Consider the following 19,664-nt stretch of genomic DNA (forward strand, 5'->3'; position numbering starts at 1 on the left):
AACCTTCAAAGGCGTTTCGTACCCTCCCAAACCCTCCCTGCCTAGGGAGGGCCCCGAGGCGCTGCGCCCTCTGGACACCCGCATGAGTAACGATGGTGCTAGAGAGACGCTGAATGGTGAGGTTTGAGTCGAAGCGCTTTCGTCCCTGGGGGACACGCTTTAATTGGGCGGTTATATTTTTAATAACTTTTCTAAAAAACCCTGATTAGTTATCCTAGCCGGATAATTTATCAGGGTTCTTTGCGCTTGTTATCAGATAGGTTGCAGTTTGTGCAATGTAATGGGGCTCAATGAGCTGGTTACTGGGCTACGTTGTCGTTTGTGCAGCGTAAGCGGGTAACTTGGGGCTTGATATGGTGGGATGGGTTGTTTCTATTGTTTACAGCTAGTTAGGGGTTAATATGGGATTTCTGTGCAGAAAGTACCACCATGGACACCGAGCGCTTGCTCGGTGTCCATGGTGGTATCGTTGAAGCAGCCACTACTCTTTTACGGAGCCCATGACCAGCCCTTTGACAAAAAACTTTTGGAGGAAGGGGTAGACGATTAGGATTGGGAGAGCGCCGATGAAGATTTGGGCTGACTTAACTGTTTTTTGCGAAATGAGCGCCAAATCTGCCGGATTGATGCTCATGGAGCTCATATCGCGCTGGATGATGACCGTTTGGAGGAAGGTCGCCAGCGGATACTGCTTCGGATCGCCAATGTACAGCAAACCGTCGAACCACGAGTTCCAGTGAAACACCATGCTGAACAAAGCGAGCGTCGCGATCGCCGGCAACGAAACCGGCAGGTAGATGCTGAACAAGGTGCGGAAATGGCCTGCCCCGTCGATCAGCGCCGCTTCCTCCAGCTCCTTAGGGACGCCGCGGAAGAAGTTGAGCATCAGAATCGTTAGAAATACGTTTACTGCTCCAGGCAGCACCAACACCCAGAAATTGTCCATCAGGCCGATCTTCTGAATAACCATATAAAACGGGACAAGTCCGCCGTTGAACAGCATCGTGAACACAAACAACCATGCGTACACGTTTCTGCCGCGGAAAGCGGAGTTCTCTTTTGACAGCGGATAAGCTGCCAAAAACGATAAGAGAAGCGTTAACAGCGTGCCGATTATTGTTCTTTTGACGGCGATCCACATCGAGTTTAGAAAGATCGGATTGCTCGTCGTTTTTTTGTAAGCCTCCAGCGTGAAATCGACCGGCCATAGTCCGACAATATTGGCATCCGCTGCAGCTTTGGCACTCAGCGAGACGGCAAACACATGCAGCAGCGGGATGACGCAGAGCAGCGATAAGGCGATCAATAGGACGGTATTAAACGTGTTGAATACGCGATAGGATGGTGATTTATGATACATGCCGCACAGCCTCCTTTTTTAAAAAATTCTGTAGTTCGCAAGCTTGTAAGCTAGACGGTATGAGATGACGACTAACACAAAGCTGATGACGGATTTGAACAATCCGATCGCCGTACCAAAGCCCATTTCGCCGCTAAGAATCGCTGTACGGTATACAAAGGTATCGATAATATCGCCCTTCGCATACACGAGGGAGTTATATAAATTGAAGATTTGATCGAACCCGGCGTTCAGCACATTGCCAAGGGCGAGCGTGCCCACTACGATCGCGATCGGAATCATCGAAGGCACCGTAATATGAAGCGTCTGCTTCCAGCGGCTTGCGCCATCCACCTCAGCCGCCTCGTAGAGCGAAGGATTGACGTTAGCGAGCGCAGCTAGGAATACGACCGTGCCGAAGCCGAACTCCTTCCACACGTCGGAGAGGATGACGGTAAAGCGGAACCAGTCTCCATCGCCTAAGAAGAAGATCGGTTCAATCCCGAATATGCCGGTCAGAAGACGGTTTACTAATCCGCCTTCCGTTGACAGAAGATCCGTCAAAATGCCGCCCAATATGACCCATGATAGAAAATGAGGCAAATAAACAAGCGTCTGCACGAAACGTTTTACGAGCTGCTTCCTAATTTCATTCAAAAGAATAGCGAACACGAATGGCGCAAAGAGATTCAGCACCATTTTGAAAATAGCAATAATTAACGTGTTCCATATGACCTGCAAGCTATCTTCTCTCTCGAACAAGTAGCGGAACTGATCGAGTCCGACCCATTCCGAGCCGGTCAGGCCGAGCCAAGGTTTATAATCCTGAAAGGCCATGACAAGTCCACCCATTGGCAAATACGCGAAGATGATCAGAAAGACGAGGGATGGAAGCACCATTAGATGAAATGGCCATTGTTTTATGAGGTAATAAAACAGCGGTTTTCCTTTTGTTTTGACGACGGCGGCTGCGGCTGATGCTGCCGAGATGTCGTCCTGAAGCGTTGGCTGCTGAGACATGTTTGTTCCTCCCGCTGGATGAAATGTAGAACGCAATCAGCCTGCGAGCAGGCGCGTATGCACCGCGTTCCTTATATAAAAATTATATCAGCGCGCAAAAAATCGAAGTAGCTAACAAACCCAACATTCATGGCACAAATGCAACCACTTTCGCACGCGCACCCAAGAAATCAACTAGCATAACGACAAAAAAATGCAGCCCCCTCAGGAGCCGCATTCTCATTCCGATCATCATGTTATTTCGAAACGCTCGCATACCACTCGTTGACTTCCTTCGTCATATCGTCGCCGCCGGACGATTTCCAGCTTTTCACGAATTCATCAAACGCTTCTACCGGCTTCGCGCCATAAATGATTTCGTTAAACGTCTGCGCTTCGATTTTCTTCAAATAGTCCAAGCGTGATTTCATCGTTTTGGTCGGCGGACCTACGAACATATCTTTTTTGGAAATGGCTTCTTGCTCCATGACAACGGTCGCTGCAAGCGCGGTTTCTGGGCCGTATTGCGCAACGACCTCTTTCTCACGGTAGGTAGTCGCTTCCTTGCCCTCCGCTAGGTTTAGAAGTGCGTTGAACTGCGCATCTGGAATACGCGCGCCGTCACGGACGATGAAGTACCGAAGCGGTGCCGTAATTGCGCCACCAGGGACATCATCCAAATACAGTGGTTTGCCGCTTGCATCAAGCGCATAATCATACCCTTCGAATGCCCCAAGCTCAAACGGGCTTCCGGCTTGCGGGTCAGCTAAATTATCAAACAGGTAGTTCTCGTAAGTAAAGAAAGCTTCCGGGTTTTTCATATCTTTATTAATGAGAATTACGCCGTTTACAAAATGTGTCCCGTGACGCATCGCCGTACCGTCTTCGCCAGTCGGAATCGCGTATGGCTTCCATACCGCGCCCTCCGCATTTTTGGCAGTATCGAGCAGCGGCCAGCCGCTCATCCAGTAAGGACCAGGGATAATGCCTGCTGTCCCGGCTACAGCCGGTTCAGAGGTTTTGTTCTCATCCCAAAGCGCTGCTTCTTTCGGAATATAATCTTTATCGCGCCATTCCTTCAGCTTCTCCAGACCTTGCTTCATGCCTGCATTTGTGGAGCCATATTCTAGCGTTCCATCCGCTGCCACGTTCCATTGTGCAGGAAGCGTGCCGTAAGCGCCGAATACCCACGATGGGTCGCCCATCCAAGTGTTCATGGACGTTTTAAAGCCGATACTTAGCGGAACGACTTTATCAGGCGCCAATCCTTGCGGGTTTTTGTTTTTAAATGCATCCATGACCGTTTCAAGCTCCGCTATCGTCTTTGGAGCTTTCAGATTAAGCTTATCAAGCCAGTCTTGACGAATCCATAGCACGTAATCATTGTTGTATGCATAATCAAGCACAGGAATACCCATCCGTTTGCCATCCCGCATATATGCGTTCCATACGCTGGAATCAAGGTTCATCGCTGCCTTCCATTTTTCGCTGGCATATTTGTCAAACAACTCGCCTGCGTCCTGGAATATGCCCGAATCAATAAGATCTTGCGCCAGCAGCTTGTCGCCTATAACGGCAACATCCGGCATTTTTTGTCCGGAGGACATCGCAAGCCGCATTTTGGTTGCAAAAGCGCCGTTCGTGTCGGTCACTGACCACAACGAATCTACTTTAATGCCTAGCGTATCAAGCGCCCATTTCGTAGCAACGTTGTTCTCAATCGTTTCTCCCTCGCGGAAGGTAAGCGCTGGATCCACTCCCCATACCGTGGAGATCGTAACCGGCGGATCATATTTCTCTTTGTAAGGGTTTTCCTCATTGCCCGCAGCAGAGCTGCCGTTTGCCGTATTCGACGGCTCAGTCTTGCTGCCGCTGTTCGAGCAGCCAATGATGGCTGATACGATTAGAAGCATACAAAGCGTAAACATGAACCGTTTTTTTGTTTTTGTCTTCATTGTAATCCCCCTCATGATTATGTTCTACATGTTCAATTATAGGCCGGGCAAGGTTGACAGCCTATGACACAAAGCGAACATATCAGCACCTTTTGCAACCACTTTACTGCTCGCGGAACTCTTGAGGTGTCATGCCATAATACTTTTTGAACGTTTTGCTAAAATATTGCGGATTCTGATAACCAAGCTCGCTCGTTATTTCATATATTTTTTTGTTCGTATTTTTGAGCAAATAGAGCGCCCGCTCCATCTTCATGCCAATGATCCACTCGCTGAGACTCTCGCCCGTTTCCGCTTTAAACACCTTGGAGAGATACACCGGATGCAGAAATACATGATCCGCAATCGTCTTTACGGTCGTATCCTGGCTTAGATTGCCCGTAACCATCTCTATCACTTGCTTGACGATAAAGCTTTTGGCGCTTTCCTCTTTCACGGAGAGCTCGCCTTGCAGCTTGTTCAACACGCCAATCGACCAGTCCTCCAAGCGATCCGGAGACAGCACAACCGTCTGATCCATAATGAAATCGATGCCCAGCTCATTGATTTGGGAGACATATTGCCCCTGCCTATGCGCGATATACATGAATGCGTTCGTCAGCGCGAGGTACACCTCATAGAGATGCTCTCTTGAGTAACGCGTATTTTTCAAATCGGCAAAAACATCTTTAATTTTCTGCTCCACCGCATCCCAGCGCTTCGATTCCAGCAGCGTAATGATCGTTGGCGGCTTATACAAGCTTTCAATCGATTTAACGTAGGTATTGTCCTTGCTCGTTCTCTCCTCCAAATAATGAATCGAATGCTGCTCTTCATTCGCGATCATGAACATCATGCCAAGGCCTGAACGATACGCTGTCGGAATCGCATCCGGAAATTCGAACCAATCGGTCACGACGATCGAAATTTCGCCTTTAAGATAATTGCTGACGTTCGCGCGAAGAATTTTTGCCGCTTCGGCTAGATTGGCTTTGCGCATATTGCGAGCTTCCGTCCGATTATCTGCCTTCTCCAGCGTCTCAACCTTAGCTTGTGCCATTATAAGCAAATATTCATGCGGTGCCTTGCAATGCCACACATGGAAATGGTCCGCAAACGATTCCTCGGCAATGTTGCCAACGGCAAATTCCATAAGCGAAGCTGAGCTGTAATCCAGATGAGAGAACTGCTTGCCGAGCTGAACGAGCATCATGACGGTTGGGCGTTCTATCGCAAGCGGAATTTCGTATTGCAGCAGCTTCTCCTTGATCGTCTTGGGCGACAACTGCCTGCCGAGCACCAAATCGACCATAAAGTTCGCGCGCAGCACTTTAAAATCGGATTTGCGGTCGTACAGCAGCTGCTGGTATTTTTCCGCCTGCTCCCATTCGTCCTTCAGCGCCTCGATGGCGCCTGACAGCGTCTTCACAAACTCATCGTCATTAACCGGCTTCAAAATATAATCAAAGGCTTGCAGCTGGACAGCCTTTTTGGCGTATTCAAAATCAGAATGCCCCGTTAACAGCACGCATTTGATATGCGGCCAGCGCTGGCCGATCTCCTGTATGAGCTCAAGCCCGTTCATTTCCGGCATCGCAATATCCGTTACGACGATATCGATTGCATTTTCTTCAAGCAGCTCCAGCGCTTCGAAGGCGGAAGCCGCTTGATAAACGCTCTTCACGCCTATCGACAGCCAAGGGATCGTCTTCTCCAGGCTTCCCGTAACATAAGACTCATCATCAATCAACAATACTTCAATCATGTGAATTCCCCTTTCCTATCTAAGCTGGCGACCAAGTAATCGTGACTTTCAGACCTCCAAGCTGCGAGGCGGAGAAGGTGACCCCTGCCGAGCCGCGGAAGCGCAAATGCATGCGTTGATGCACATTCCATAACCCGCAGCCCATATGCTCATCCATTTGGTTTTGCATTTTGTATTGAAGAATGAGAACATCCTCGGCATTTAATCCTTTGCCGTCATCCTCAACGATCAGCTTCGCCTCGTTCTCGTTCCATTCGCCCGTTATTTGAATATGGGACGCATCCGACCAAGCTTCAATGCCATGGATGACCGCGTTCTCGACGAGCGGCTGCAGCATAAGCGGCGGAATTACCAGATGCCGCATTTCTGAAGGCAAGTCAATGGAGTAGCTTAACCTAGCCATGCGCATTTTTTGAATTTCCAAATAGCTGGTCACAAAGTTGATTTCCTCTGATAGCGCAACGAGGTCACGCTCCTGCCGCGTTGTATACCGGTAATAGTTGGACAGATGATGCGACATCGCGACGACCGCCTCATGCTTCTCAAGCTTCGCCATGCTCGAAATGAAGGAAAAGCAATTATAGAAGAAATGCGGATTAATTTGCGACTGCAGCTGCTTGAGCCGTGCCTCCCGCACATGAATTTTTTCCAAATAGACGGTTTCGAACAGCTCCTGAATTTGAGCGACCATCAGGTTAAACCGCGTATATAAAAAACCGAACTCGCTTTTGCCTCGCGGCTTCATGCGAACGGAGTAATCGCCATTCTTCAGCTTTTGAAATCCGATGACCAGCCGTTTGATCGGCACCTGCACCTGCGCATACAGCAGATAAGCAGCAATGCAGCATAACAACAGCAAACCCGCCATCGACACATAAAAGAGTTGGTTCGTCTTTTTAATCGGCCTTATAATTTCGGAGATAGGAATATAGTCGATCAAATGCCAGCCAATCGTCTCTGATTTTACAACATTGACCAAATATTTTTCTTCGCCAACCTCAACGGTCCGGCTCTCCATATCCTTCAGCGGCTGCGAATTCAGCAGGTCTATGACCGCATTCGTCAGCTCCTTATCCGCCGAGCGGTTATAGATAACCCCAACATCCTCCTTGTAATAGAAGGGCTCTCTTCGGCCGCCGCTTTTGAACTTGTCCAGCATATCCTTAATGTTCGAGCTGTCGAACTGCACTTCAATAATCAGGTTGGAGCCGCTTGGGTCCAAGTAGCTGGAATAAGGCGTTACCGCATAACGCGAGAAAACAAATTGTCCGTTTTGCCCATTTTCGTCTGCCTTCACCTGCCAGTTCGGCTTTAATCTCTTTTTCAAATCCGCATCGTCATAAAGGATGACATCGTTATCGGAAATGTCCCGGTGAAGATTCGGCGAATAGATGTGCAGGCTGCTGCGCCACTTCGATGAATTTTCTTGTATCGCGAGCTTCGTTTGGATTCTTTTAATTAAAGTAATCATGTTCAGGTTCAGTTCAATCGTTTCCGTAAAAATATCTCGGAGGGACGATATATCGGGGTCTTGGATAAGCAAATCAGGCCATAGAGCCATCGAATCAATGCTCGTGTCCACTTCGTTCTGAAAAAATATGAGCTGATTCGTATTCGACTTGTTAAGCTCCTCGCCAAGTATATCCGTACTGGTCTTGTTCGAGTAAAAATAAAGGAGCATAATCGGCGCCAGCATAATGATGATCAGCGCGACGATTTTAGTAAATAAATTAATTTTAGGCATAATAGCTTCGCACCTCTGCATGATGTCATATGGGCAGCCGTTTAGAGTGTCTAATCGCCCTCTTCACCATACGTGGACAAACCGCTCAATTCAACCCGTAAAATCGAAATGTATGTTATGTTTTTGCAACCATTTCATTATATTTGCTTCATCATCTACATAAGTAATCCAAAAAAAAACCAGAAATCCGGCTAAATTCCCGAATTACTGGTTCATTTGTGTTTAATATGAAGCTAATTAAACGATCTATACAAAGCTGCGGTGTAGTAGGGTACGGGCCGAATGCGATGGAATATCGCAATCTCAACCCCTTCAAACCGTTCAACAAGCGCTTGATTCTCGAATGTATGAACCGTTCCTTTGCGCAGCGGGGTGATCGCTAGATGAAGCTGCTTATTTTCCAAATCATCCTTAAATTGCTTTAGTCCGATAGGCCATGCTTCACCGTAATGAATGTGATCCGTCAGCAGTCGATTATCCAGATACGCGCCGGCTACGTCGCCGTCATACTCCACCTGCAGGAACACATCCGATACCTGGCTAGGCCAGTTCGTATCGATCTCCACAAGCGCGCTTCGCTCCAGCGGTTTAGTGACCGATAGAGAAGGCTCATACGCAGCAACAGCCAGCTCAACCGTATGAAACAGCCCCTCTTGCCGGGCGTTTGCCGGGCCTTGGCTAGACAGCAAGCCATGCTCCGGCAAAGCAGGGCAAACCGATACGCTCCAGCTCTCCTCCCCCTCAGAGGTTGAGATTAAGCGCTCGTCCTTCACATAAAGGCGGCTGTCGCTAATGAACAATCGATCCTCGCCCCAAATGCGGAACTTGTAAGTGGCCAGCGCCTCTTCACGGGACAGGACGATGACATGCACATGATCTCCATTCGTCAGCACCAGTGTAAAAGCATGCTGCTTGCCAACCAGCGGCTGTACAACGAGAACATCCTCCTCAAGTACAACATTTGCCGACTCCATCGATACCGCCGCTACCGTCGAACGGCTGAATACAAGCTCAGGCTGAAGCGCTTGCTGGGCATAAAATACGAGGATCGGCTGTCCGTCGGCATGCAGTCTCGTCAATGGCTGAACGGTAGCCGTCACGATCAAGGCTCCCTCCAGCTCAATATTGAAAGGCAGCACCGCACTTACGTCCCGCTTCAAAGTGAGCGTGCCTGTATGCGGGAAAGCAACCTTTCCCTTTGCGGTAACAAGCTCGATACGCACGCCCTCGCGGTCAGGCAGCCCAAGATGATCCTGAAAGTTGTTTAAGAACAGGAAACCGGAGCCGTCCTTCTGGCGGACGCACCAGCGCAGCGATTCCGTATCCTCCGGATGTATATCAGATTGTCCCTCAGGCAGCACCGTACCCATCGGCGCGAGAATCGAGCCATACGCGTCCATGAACAGCGAGAGCGAACGGATACGGTCATACGATTTGCCGACACGGCCAAATTCACCGAGCGGGGATTGATAATCGTAAGTTATTTTCGGAAGCCCGTACTCGTTCAAAAATCCATGCTTGCCCTGCGGGTTGGAGCCCCCATGATACATATAATAACCAAGCAGATTGCTTCCGCTTGCCAGCTTAACGAGCGTCATCGCTTCCACGCTCTCCGGGCTAACGTTAGGGCGAGCCGTATAGCTGACCTGCATGCCTCCTGCCATCTCGCAATACGCGACTGGATACTCGAGCGTATCGTAATGAACAGCCTCTGCCGGCTTCACATGCAAATCGCGATAAATATATTCGCCGCTTGGCGGCTGGTTCGGAATCCATGGCGTGTAGGCATAACCTGCCAGCATCGGCAGCGTATCCTCCTCTGGAACGGCCGCTCCGCCCCAAGCGGTAGCTGTAAAGAACATAGGCGCAAAGCCTGCTTCCTCCGCAAGCCTTCGCAGCTCGGCCAAATGCGCATTGCCGCCTTTCCCCGCTGACATGAACACGCCTGCTTTATAGCCCCAAGAATCAAGCGGCGCACCGCAGTGCATGTATTCGTTCTCGAGCTGAACCCCGATAACCGGCCCTCCTTCGGCGAACATCGTGCCTTTAACCTGCTTCGCAATTTGGCGATAAAGACGCTTCGCATAAAATAAATATTGCGCGTCATTCGAGCGAATTTCGAGCGGCTTGCCGAATACCCAATCCGGAATGCCTCCGTTTCTGACCTCGCCGTGGCAAAATGGTCCAATGCGGAGAATAATCGGCAGCTCGTGTTTGGCGCATAAGTCTACGAAGTGGCGCAAGTTGCGATTTTCGCTCCAGTTAAAGCTGCCTTCCTCTTCCTCATGGTAGTTCCAGAATATATAGGTAGCGACGATATTCACCCCGCCTGCCTTCATCTTCAGCAGCTCTTCCTCCCAGTGCAGATAAGAAAAACGCGAGAAATGAAATTCACCTACAACCGGAATAATAGGCTGCTCATTGCGGGTCATATAAAAATTCGTAAACCCAAAACTTTCCCCTTTTGGGTTCATGCCTTTGCTGCCGGAAAGCTTGCCGGGCTTAATTGATTTATTTGGACCATCAAGCTTAAGCGAATAAGTAGTCACGGGTATAACTCCTCCTCAATAGAACGTTTATAGGATGAATGGCGGATTGCAGAATATTACATGCAATCGTATCAAACCGCTGGCGCTTCATATAGAGTAATTTCACAACATTTTGGTTGCTAATTAAACCATATGAACAGCAGCTCCAATGCTTCAACTCTCTTATCCTAGTCAAAATTGCCCAGGAAATAATATGCTCTGGCATCCATCGGACATGCTTCGACGGCATTATGCGGGACAAGAAGGCTGCCTGCCGGATATCGCGGCAACTTGAAAGGACATATGCGAAACGGCTAGGTGCAGCAACAAAAAAGGCACAACCGTTAACGGATGCGCCCACTTTGCTGCTCCTATCAATCGTTTAATTCATGAACCCTGTGAAACAATCTTTCCAAAATGACGGCAGCCTGCGCTCTCGTAGCATGGCTTTTTGGAGCAAACGCGCCTTGCCCTACGCCGAGGACAAGCCCCGATTGCTGCATTGCCTGAACAGCCTCTGACGCATATGCAGAAATTTGAGCCTGATCGGTAAATGCTTCTGGGCTCGCTTGTTCGTCAATCTTGGCATTTGCCGCTTGTGCGGCGCGGTAAATAAGAACCGACATTTCTTCGCGGCTGATCTCGTCATTTACCCCGAAGCTTCCATCACTTTTGCCCTTCACAATACCAAGCTTTTGCGCAGCTGTTATGGAAGAAGCGTACCACGCTCCTTCTTTTACATCCGAGAAGGTCGAGCTGTCGCTATTGGCCTGCCCATCCAGAAGCTCCATCAACATATGAACGAATTGTGCTCTCGTTACCGCTTCTCCCGGCCTAAAGCTGTGATCCGCAAAGCCGCTGATAATGCCTCTTGCTGCTAGAAATCCAATGCTCTGCTTCGCCCAATCCGCTTTGTCAGCATCTTTAAACACGATTTCCGAATAACCGGCGGCATATTGGCTAAAGTGCAGCGGAGCAAACGTAACGGTTGCCGTCTCTGGATGATAAACAGCGTTTTTCACGACAACCAGCTTGCCTTCATCGTCTATATGAAACACTACAACGCTCCGAGGATCTTCTCCTTGGCGCAGTGTATAGGGCAGCTCAACCTTAACCTGATAAGGTCCAAAATACGGCACCTTCACCCCATCGACGGCCAGATTGAAATCATATACCGTATTCTCGCCGATCGCCTTCTGGACATCGCCCCCTAATAATGTCGGGTCTATTTTAACCATTGTAAGCAGCACGCTGCTTGATGCCGCATCCAAGCTTTTCTTAAGCATTTCAGGCGATAGCGATATGGCCGCTAAGTCTGTTTTTACGATAATCGCTTTTACCGCTCCCTCGGCCGCCTCCGCTACTTGCTGTGCAGCAATCGCGATGGTCACTCCCGCAGCCCCCGCGGGAAGCGCAGCGTTCACCGTAATCTTACGTGCTGCTTCATCTTTTGTTCCTTGCTTCAGATCAACCTTCACCACCTGCGTTGCCGGCGTTGGTGCCGGCGATGACGGCTGCGTCACCGGCGGCGACGTTGGCGTCGGTGTCGGTAATGGCGGTTCTGACGGTGTTGTCGTTGCAGCTGGTGACGGTGTTACTTCGACTTTTTCTTCCGCCAACACAATTGTCACGCCTGATGTCGTCTGCTTATCGGCTACGCCTATCCCTATAACTGTATTAGCTGCAAATCCAGCTTTGCTCGCCGAGACCGAATAGCCTGATCCCTCCGGTATTTCAGTCAAGCTGAACTCGCCGGCAGCATTCGTAACAGCCGTGTAATCCAAGCCGTTTACCGTCGCTTTAACCTCGGCTCCTGCAAGCTTGTTGCCCGCCTCGTCTTGAACCGTTCCCGTGACAGCTCCGGTTCCGGCTCCTAAATAACCTAATGTTACAGCATCAATCAGCGCCCAGTTGCCTGCCAAGGCATCCGCGTAGAATCCAATCGTTAGCTCACCGTGCTCCACTTTAACATCCATGCTATAAGCGGTCATCGAGCCGGTTTTCGGAATATTAAACCGCGCAAGTTCGCCGCTCGAATCCTTGGCGTACATGTAATATTCCTTCTGGTCCCCGCCATTATAGAACCATGCTTCGACCTTGTAATATCCGTTAGCAAGACCCGTAATCGTTTGGTTGGCATCGGATTTATAGGCTCCAGCCAGCCAATGGGAGAAGACATAACGTCCATCCTTCGCATTCGCGTGCGTTTGCGTGAAGGTGGCATTTTCCGTTCCTGTGATCGTCCAGCCGGGAATCGTATATTTGTTCTCTCCCTGCGACTCAAAACCGGCATTCGTTAATGGAATGAGAGTAGGCATTTTCACATTTACGACCGTATTTTTCAAGGCTGTAACAGCTACTGCCTGTACTGTGCCGTTCAAATAACCGGCTTTGCTGGCTGTGACTTTGTAGCCGCTGCCGCCTAATACGGTCTCAAGCGCATATTTGCCCGACGCATCCGTTTGCGCGGTATATTTCTGCTCACCTTTAGCAATAAGGACGGTTGCTCCCGCAACAGGTGCATTCATGCTGTCCCTCACTATTCCTGTTATGGAGCCAGCATTGTTAATCAGCTCTATTCGGACATCGGCCGTTATCCCGCCAACTGCAACGGAGATGCCGGATGACTCGCCGTTTAAAAAGCCAGCCTTTACTGCTTTAACGGTATAGCCCTCGCCTGCGGGCACATTTACAATCGTAAACCCGCCAGCCGCATCCGACTCGGCGGAATAAACCTTCCCTCCTGCGGTAACGCTGACCTTTGCCTGTGCAATCGGTAATTGGCCGCTACCCACGACGATCCCGGTTATGGAACCTGAATTTAACTCGATCCCTATATTAATAGAAGCTGTACTGCCGCCAATCGCAATCGAAACTCCGCTTGCTTCCCCATGCGCATAGCCGTCTTTGGCGGCGGACACCGTTACATTGGAAGCGGCAGGCAAATCGGCAAGCGTATACCGGCCTTCTTTGTCCGTAAGCGCGCTATAAGTAATGCCATCTATAATCGTGCTGACTTTCGCATTCGCGACAGCATGATCATTCTTATCCTTAACGGTTCCCGTGATCGAACCGCCGATCAACAAAATATCCTGATTTGCCGTAAATTCCCCTGCTTGCGTGAGGTTTACCGTAATCGTAGCGCCTTGATATCCGCTTTTTGAAGCAGCGATGTTATACGCCGTACCAACAGGCAAATCAGGAACGAAATAATGGCCTGCCGCATCTGATTTGGTTGAATAATTTGTACCGCCTGCTGCAACGGTTATTGCGGCATGGGCTATGTTTTGGCCGGATGAGCCTCGCACAACACCCGATATATGCCCCTTCGTCGTTCCTTCCGTATTTTGCTTATACGCGTCATGAGCAGGCAGCGCTTTGCCGTTAAAATCAAACAATGTCGTATTAGACACTACATTTAAGTCTGGCTGATCATCGCTTTCCTTGATCGCCCAGCCCACTCCCGGCACTGCAATCATGATCGGGTCCCAGTAAAGGTCGCCAATCACTCTGCCATTGTCCACGCTCTTCAGGCCATTGAATAAATTGATCATAAATTCCTTTTGCCCTTGAGGCGAGCTGTCTTCAGCCGGATAAGGGCCATTGTCGTTCAATTGGCCGATCGTGCCGTTTGGCAGCGTCTGGTTCCAGTTAAATCCCGTCTCCATGATCATGATATCTTTATCGTATTTAGCGCTAAAATAATTGCAAAAAGCTACGATTTCCTCAATCGTCTTATCTGTCCAGAATGGGTAATAAGAAGGCCCGATAATATCGTAGTCGACCTTTCTAGCCTCGACTTGATCGAAAAAGCTCTCGTATTTGCCCGTATTCCCCGCATCATCAAGGTGCAGGATAATCTTCGATTGCGGAGACGCTGTTTTGACCGCTTCCGCTCCGGCCTGAAGGAATCTCGCTAGGTTCGCCCAATTATCTCCCGAGGCTCTGCCGTAAGGAAATAATATGCCCGATTGCATTTCATTGCCTAACGAAACAAACTCCGGCGCCGTTCCCTGCGCAACCATCGCATCCATAACCTCTAGCGTGTAGGCATGCAAAAGCGCTTCAAGCTTATCTACTTTTTCGGCGTCAGTCGCCAAGCCGTCAATGGCGGCCTGCCATGAATGAGGAATGTTATGCGTAGCGCCGTTTGTCCAGTAATCGCTATAGTGGAACGACAATTGAATTTGCAGGCCAGCAGCCTTGGCGCGTCGTGCCAGCTTTAAAATATCATCCTTATCCATAATGCCCGCTGGACGATAATAGCTGCCGTCGCCATGTCCTTTGCCTGGCTCATTATAGACGCGCAAACGTACGATATCATGGCCGTTTTCTTTTAAAATTTGAAATAAGTCTTTCTCATTTCCTTCGCTGTCAAAAAATTTCCCGCCCTGCGATTCCACGTACGTAAGCTCCGAGACATCGCCGCCTTTAAGAAACCTGTACGGTTTATCATCCTTCACCAGCTCGACAAAATCCAGCTTCGCCCAATTGCCCGCTTTGGCGTCCGAATACAGTCCGATTGTTGCCGTACCGTTCGTAACATGGATGCCCCTCAAATAAACCTTCGTCCATGCGCTGCCAATCGGCAGTGCCGCTCTCGCCTCCGAGCTGCCGTTGTCCCGTGCGAACAGATAGCTTGCATGCTGTCCTCCGCTGTTTTGCGCCCATGCGGTCAGCGTATAATAACCGTTCTCCAAACCGCTAACCGTCTGGGAAGTCGTTACTTTATAATCGCTTTCCGAGGAATGCGTTAAGCTGTAGCTGCTCAAATAACCCGGCGCATACGTAAAGGAAGCAGCTAGATCGCCTTCCTCAGACCACGAATCCATCTCCTGGGCTTTACCGTTCGCTTGAAAGCCGAAGTTGCCGATCGCTACGCCGATAGGCTGAGGCTCGGTCTCTTCTTCCTTAACCAGTGCGACCATATCGATGCCAAGCCAGTTATTCGCGGCCCCTTCGGCATAAAAACCGATCGTTGCGCCATTGTTCTCGATAATGACCGGCAAGCTTATTTGCGTCCATGAAGAGCTGCTGACCGGAATCGTAATCCTCGTATCCGCTCTGCCTGTTTCCTTGGCGTACATATAGCTTTGCGCAAAACCGCCGCCGCTAGAAACCCAGGCTGTTAGCTTATAAGTACCATTCTCCAATCCTGTTACCGTTTGGTGCGTATCGGCGGTAAAAGCGGCATCGCTCCAGTAATTCAGACGATTCGTTCCGCCGTTTTCCGGCGACCAGCCCGCGGCAATTGAAATAGGCGATGTGCTGCCTTCTGGGCCAAAAGCCGTTTCCCATCCGGTTAAACCGCTTTCAAAACTAGCGTTCTCCAGCGCTTTTGCCGGAGCAGCCTCATCCAGCACAAGCGTAACCAAATCTACCCCCATAAAGTTGGACGATGACGTCATCGCATCCGCAAAAAATCCAAGCGTCAGCTGATTGTTAGCAACAACAACGGGCAAATGCATTTGCACCCAGTCGCCGCTTTGAGGCAGCTCCGCTTTTACTTGGGCTCCCCCTGTATCTTTGGCATACATATAGCTTTCATTAAATCCAGCGCCTCGCTCTACCCATGCCGATAACGTATAGCTGCCATTCTTTAAGCCTGTGATCGTTTGCTCCGTCCTTGCCGTATAAGCGCCTGCGTTCCAGTAATCCAATCTTTTGGCACCTCCACCTGTAGGAATCCAGCTTCCTTGAATGGTGATTGGCGTAGTGCCATCACCTGTTGTATAGCTTGTTTGCCATAGCTCGATATCATTCTCAAAGCTCCCGTTTGGCACGGATATCGAGGTGCTGGCCGCCTTAGTTGACGGTGCAGCAATGCCTGCAAATAATGCCAGCACCATGCAAAACATCATAAAAATGCTTAAAACCTGGCGACCCCTTCTCATTCTGCTCATCTTTTGTCACTCCCTTTTTTCTGTTATGGATCCCCCTTCAAACGCGCTGTCCAAATAAAGCGCTGTCATAATTCAAGGCCAGCTCGCTCTACCGGGTTGCATCTATAACTTTAAAGGATATGGATGATTCTACAAGCGACACAAATGCAAGATTTATGCAGGTATTTTAATCACTTTTCTAAAATGCTTAGATTATTCGTGCTTTCGTTCTACGTATCCGTGTTGCCGATCAAGCTTTTGAGCATTCTGATTCTAGTTATCTCAATTGACAAGAGGTAGGTTATCCTCTACTATTTACTGGATAAATCGAATAACGGATGAAAGAGTGCGCTCAAGATCGTACTCTGATAGGCGATTTTGCAACCGTTTCGTACTTGCTGTTAAGGAGTGTCCTGTGATGAACATTAAAACCATTGCGCAGCTGTCCGGGGTGTCCATCGCTACGGTGTCGAAGATTATTAACAACTACTCAGACGTAAGCCAAGACACTCGCAAGCGGGTTATGAAGATTATGGAGGAAAACGGCTACAGGCCGTCCTCTTCTGCGAGAACGCTTGCAACGAAAAAATCAAACCTGATCGGCGTCGTATTCGCCGGCAAATTGAACTCAGAGCTCAAGCACCCTTTTTTCATTAACGTTATCGATTCCTTCAAGAAGCAAATCGGCTTGTTCGGGTTTGATGTCCTGCTGTTCTCGAATGAGCAGTTTTTTGATGCAAAAGAGGATTATCTCGCGCGCTGCCGGCATTTTCATGTAGACGGCTGCATCATTATTGCCGGCGACGATATCGAGCCTAGCGTCCATCAACTCGCCGCATCCGAAATTCCGTGCGTAGGACTTGATATTAAATTTACCGGGCCTAATTTCTCTTACATCATGTCGGATAATGCCAAGATCTCCTCCAAGGCCGTCGAGCATTTCTATATGAATGGCTGCCGGGAGATTGGATTTATCGGAATTGAGCGCAAGTCGGAGGTCGCGACCATCCGGGAAAATGCCTTTATGGAGGCGCTTCGCGGCTTCGGCATCGCTGCGAGGCCGGAATGGATTTTGCATAGCAAGGAGTATGACGAGGAAAGCGGCTATCTGGCGATGAAAGCGCTGCTTGCTAGCGGCTCCGCGCTTCCGAAAGCGATCTTTACGATCTCTGACATATTAGCTTTCGGCGCCATGCGGGCAATCAAGGAGCATAACCTTGCCATCCCCGGCGACATTGCCCTCATAGGCTGCGATGACATCGACGCCAGCAAATATACGGATCCTTCCCTAACGACGCTTAGACAGGACAAGGAGAAGTTTGGCCGCCTCGCCGCGATGATGCTGTTTGATTTAATTAACAAACAAACGAAAGCGCAGGGCATCATCGTTGATACCGAGCTAATCATTCGCCAATCATGCGGCAGCCTATAGCCATACAAAAAGAAACGTGTCCTATTCAACTAACGAATAGAACACGTTTCTTTTATTGGCCTAGCAATATTTTCGCATATGGCGAATCAATCGGAATCATAATGACCGGTTCATTTTGCAAGGTGGTTGCGTAGCTCTCCAGCGTCCGGTAGAAATTGTAGAACTGCGGATCGCTGCCGTAAGCTTTGTTATAAATAACAGCTGCTTCACGCTCGCCTTCGGCGACGATCTTCTTCGCATCGGCTTGCGCTTGCGCGAGCAGCTCCGTAGCGGTACGATCCGCTTTGGACGTAATTTTGCGAGACTCCTCATCGCCTTCGGACAAATAACGGGCCGCAATCGATTGGCGATCCGAAATCATCCGGTTGTACACGCTTTGCTTGTTCTCCTCCGGCAAGTCGGTACGCTTGATGCGGACATCGATAACTTCAATGCCGTAGTTATCTCTTGTCAAAGCGCTGATAACGTCCTTCGTAATCTCGTCGTTAATGTTGCCGCGCGCCGTGTTCTCGCTAATGATATTATCGTAATTGACCTCCGACAGCTTGCGGCGAACGGAGTTGTATACCGCCTCGTCAATCCGCTGAATGCCGCCGCTGACCGATTGCACCGTTCTCAAAAATTGCGATGCGTTGGTGATCCGCCACACCGTGTAGTTATCCACTACGATCGGCTTCTGATCCTTCGTCAGAATCGTAGTCGGGCTGCTTTCATAAGTCATTTGGTACTTCGGCAGCGTCGATACATTCTCAATGAAAGGAAGCTTGAACTTTAGGCCTGGCTCAGGTACAGCTCTCATCGCCTCACCGAAACGAAGCACAACCTTATATTCGCCTTCCTTCACGATGTACATCGAGCCTGAGCCCAAAATAACGACTACGAGCACGATGATCAACGTTAACCATTGGTTTCTTTTCATTGTGCGTCACCTCCTTGCGGAGCTTCTGTGACTGGCGGAGTTGTTGCCGGCGGTGTCGCCGTGCTGCCCGTTCCGCTGCGCAGCAGCTCATTCAGCGGCAAATAATTTACCGTATCGCTGTTTGAATTCGTAATGAAGATTTTTGCATTCGGCAATATTTTCTCAAGCGTCTCCAGCACCAAACGGCTTTGCGTAACGTTCGGATTGTTTTTGTACTCACCGAATATCGCATTAAACTTGGCAACGTCACCCTCTGCGTTCAAAATCCGTGACTTCTTCTGGCCTTCCGCATTCTCAAGCAGCGCTTGCGCCTCACCGCGCGCTTTCGGTATGCGGTCATTTTCATACTTGGCGGCGTTGTTGATTTTGGTGTTTTTCTCCTCGCGCGCGTTCGTCACCTCGCGGAAGGCTTCCGCTACTTGACCGCTTGGCGGCTCGATATCCTGGAACTTAATATCAATAATTTGGATGCCTGTTTTGTACTTGGCCTGCAGCTCGATCAGCTTCTCGCGGACCTTATCCTGAATGACCGTCTTACCGTCTGTAATGGCATAGTCAAGCTTCTCTGAGCCGATGACAGAACGGATCGAGGAGCTTGCCGCATTGCGCAAAAACTGCTCCGCATCCGCAATATTGTATAAGTAGTCGTGAATGTTGCTTATCTTCCACTGTACGACCGCGTCTGCGGAGACGATATTTTCATCACCGGTAATCATCATCGCTTCCTCATCGACCGGAATCGCTGCCGACCCTTCCTGGCGGTAGCCGATATGGATCCGCTGCGTCAGCTCCGCCGGCACGGTAATCACCTGCTGGATCGGATAAGGCCATTTGAAATGCAAACCTGCCGAGGTTTCCCCCGAATATTTGCCGAACGTTAAAATAGCCGCCCGTTCCTGCTCCTGCACCGTATAAAAGGATGACATTCCTAGAAAAATGACAACCACTGCCGCAACGGCACCAATGACGATTTTCTTCACCGTGCCTGGTTTTAATTCCGGCGGCCGGCGGCCGCTCATGCCAAGGTTAGGCCCTTGGTTCTGATCTTGATCCGTAAAGCTCAATGACATCTCTCCCCTTTCAAGCGTCTATTATCATTTAGAAATAAATGCCTCTAGGGGA

Annotated in this window: 10 protein-coding genes; 1 reads left to right on the top strand and 9 read right to left on the bottom strand. The window is 49.6% G+C overall.

Going from position 1 to position 19,664, the window contains the following annotated elements:
• Positions 1 to 481: 481 nt before the first annotated feature.
• The 7 genes from ADU23_RS01605 to ADU23_RS01635 all read right to left on the bottom strand — a co-directional run bounded on the left by ADU23_RS01605 (position 482) and on the right by ADU23_RS01635 (position 16,212).
• Positions 482 to 1,360, bottom strand: coding sequence for a carbohydrate ABC transporter permease (locus ADU23_RS01605; RefSeq protein WP_053372146.1), 879 nt, complete (start codon positions 1,358 to 1,360; stop codon positions 482 to 484).
• Positions 1,361 to 1,378: 18 nt separating this feature from the next.
• Positions 1,379 to 2,239, bottom strand: coding sequence for an ABC transporter permease (locus ADU23_RS01610; RefSeq protein ID WP_053377412.1), 861 nt, complete (start codon positions 2,237 to 2,239; stop codon positions 1,379 to 1,381).
• A gap of 356 nt (positions 2,240 to 2,595) precedes the next feature.
• Positions 2,596 to 4,293 carry an extracellular solute-binding protein gene (locus tag ADU23_RS01615; RefSeq protein WP_053372147.1) on the bottom strand — a complete coding sequence of 566 codons (1,698 nt, stop codon included), beginning with the start codon at positions 4,291 to 4,293 and terminating at the stop codon, positions 2,596 to 2,598.
• Positions 4,294 to 4,396: 103 nt separating this feature from the next.
• Positions 4,397 to 6,037 carry a response regulator transcription factor gene (locus ADU23_RS01620; RefSeq protein WP_053372148.1) on the bottom strand — a complete coding sequence of 547 codons (1,641 nt, stop codon included), beginning with the start codon at positions 6,035 to 6,037 and terminating at the stop codon, positions 4,397 to 4,399.
• A gap of 19 nt (positions 6,038 to 6,056) precedes the next feature.
• Complete coding sequence (locus tag ADU23_RS01625) at positions 6,057 to 7,781, bottom strand: sensor histidine kinase (protein ID WP_053372149.1); 1,725 nt, start codon at positions 7,779 to 7,781, stop codon at positions 6,057 to 6,059.
• 233 nt (positions 7,782 to 8,014) lie between these two features.
• Positions 8,015 to 10,330 (bottom strand): beta-galactosidase, encoded by a 2,316-nt coding sequence (locus tag ADU23_RS01630; protein WP_053372150.1) that lies wholly within the window; start codon positions 10,328 to 10,330, stop codon positions 8,015 to 8,017.
• Between the two features lie 353 nt (positions 10,331 to 10,683).
• Positions 10,684 to 16,212 carry a glycosyl hydrolase 53 family protein gene (locus ADU23_RS01635; protein ID WP_053372151.1) on the bottom strand — a complete coding sequence of 1,843 codons (5,529 nt, stop codon included), beginning with the start codon at positions 16,210 to 16,212 and terminating at the stop codon, positions 10,684 to 10,686.
• A 397-nt stretch (positions 16,213 to 16,609) separates the two neighbouring features.
• On the opposite strand from ADU23_RS01635, the gene ADU23_RS01640 reads away from it, so the two are divergent.
• Positions 16,610 to 17,623 (top strand): LacI family DNA-binding transcriptional regulator, encoded by a 1,014-nt coding sequence (locus ADU23_RS01640; RefSeq protein WP_053372152.1) that lies wholly within the window; start codon positions 16,610 to 16,612, stop codon positions 17,621 to 17,623.
• 52 nt (positions 17,624 to 17,675) lie between these two features.
• On the opposite strand, the gene hflC is transcribed toward ADU23_RS01640, so the two are convergent.
• Together hflC and hflK are read right to left on the bottom strand one after the other, a co-directional pair.
• Positions 17,676 to 18,542: a protease modulator HflC gene (gene hflC, locus ADU23_RS01645; RefSeq protein ID WP_053372153.1), complete on the bottom strand. Its 867-nt coding sequence runs from the start codon at positions 18,540 to 18,542 to the stop codon at positions 17,676 to 17,678.
• Positions 18,539 to 19,606 carry an FtsH protease activity modulator HflK gene (gene hflK / locus ADU23_RS01650; protein ID WP_231637286.1) on the bottom strand — a complete coding sequence of 356 codons (1,068 nt, stop codon included), beginning with the start codon at positions 19,604 to 19,606 and terminating at the stop codon, positions 18,539 to 18,541. Before hflK ends, hflC begins: the two co-directional genes overlap by 4 nt.
• Positions 19,607 to 19,664 lie beyond the last annotated feature (58 nt).

It is taken from the genome of Paenibacillus sp. FJAT-27812, from assembly GCF_001273905.1.
In the GTDB taxonomy this organism is placed as follows: domain Bacteria; phylum Bacillota; class Bacilli; order Paenibacillales; family Paenibacillaceae; genus Pristimantibacillus.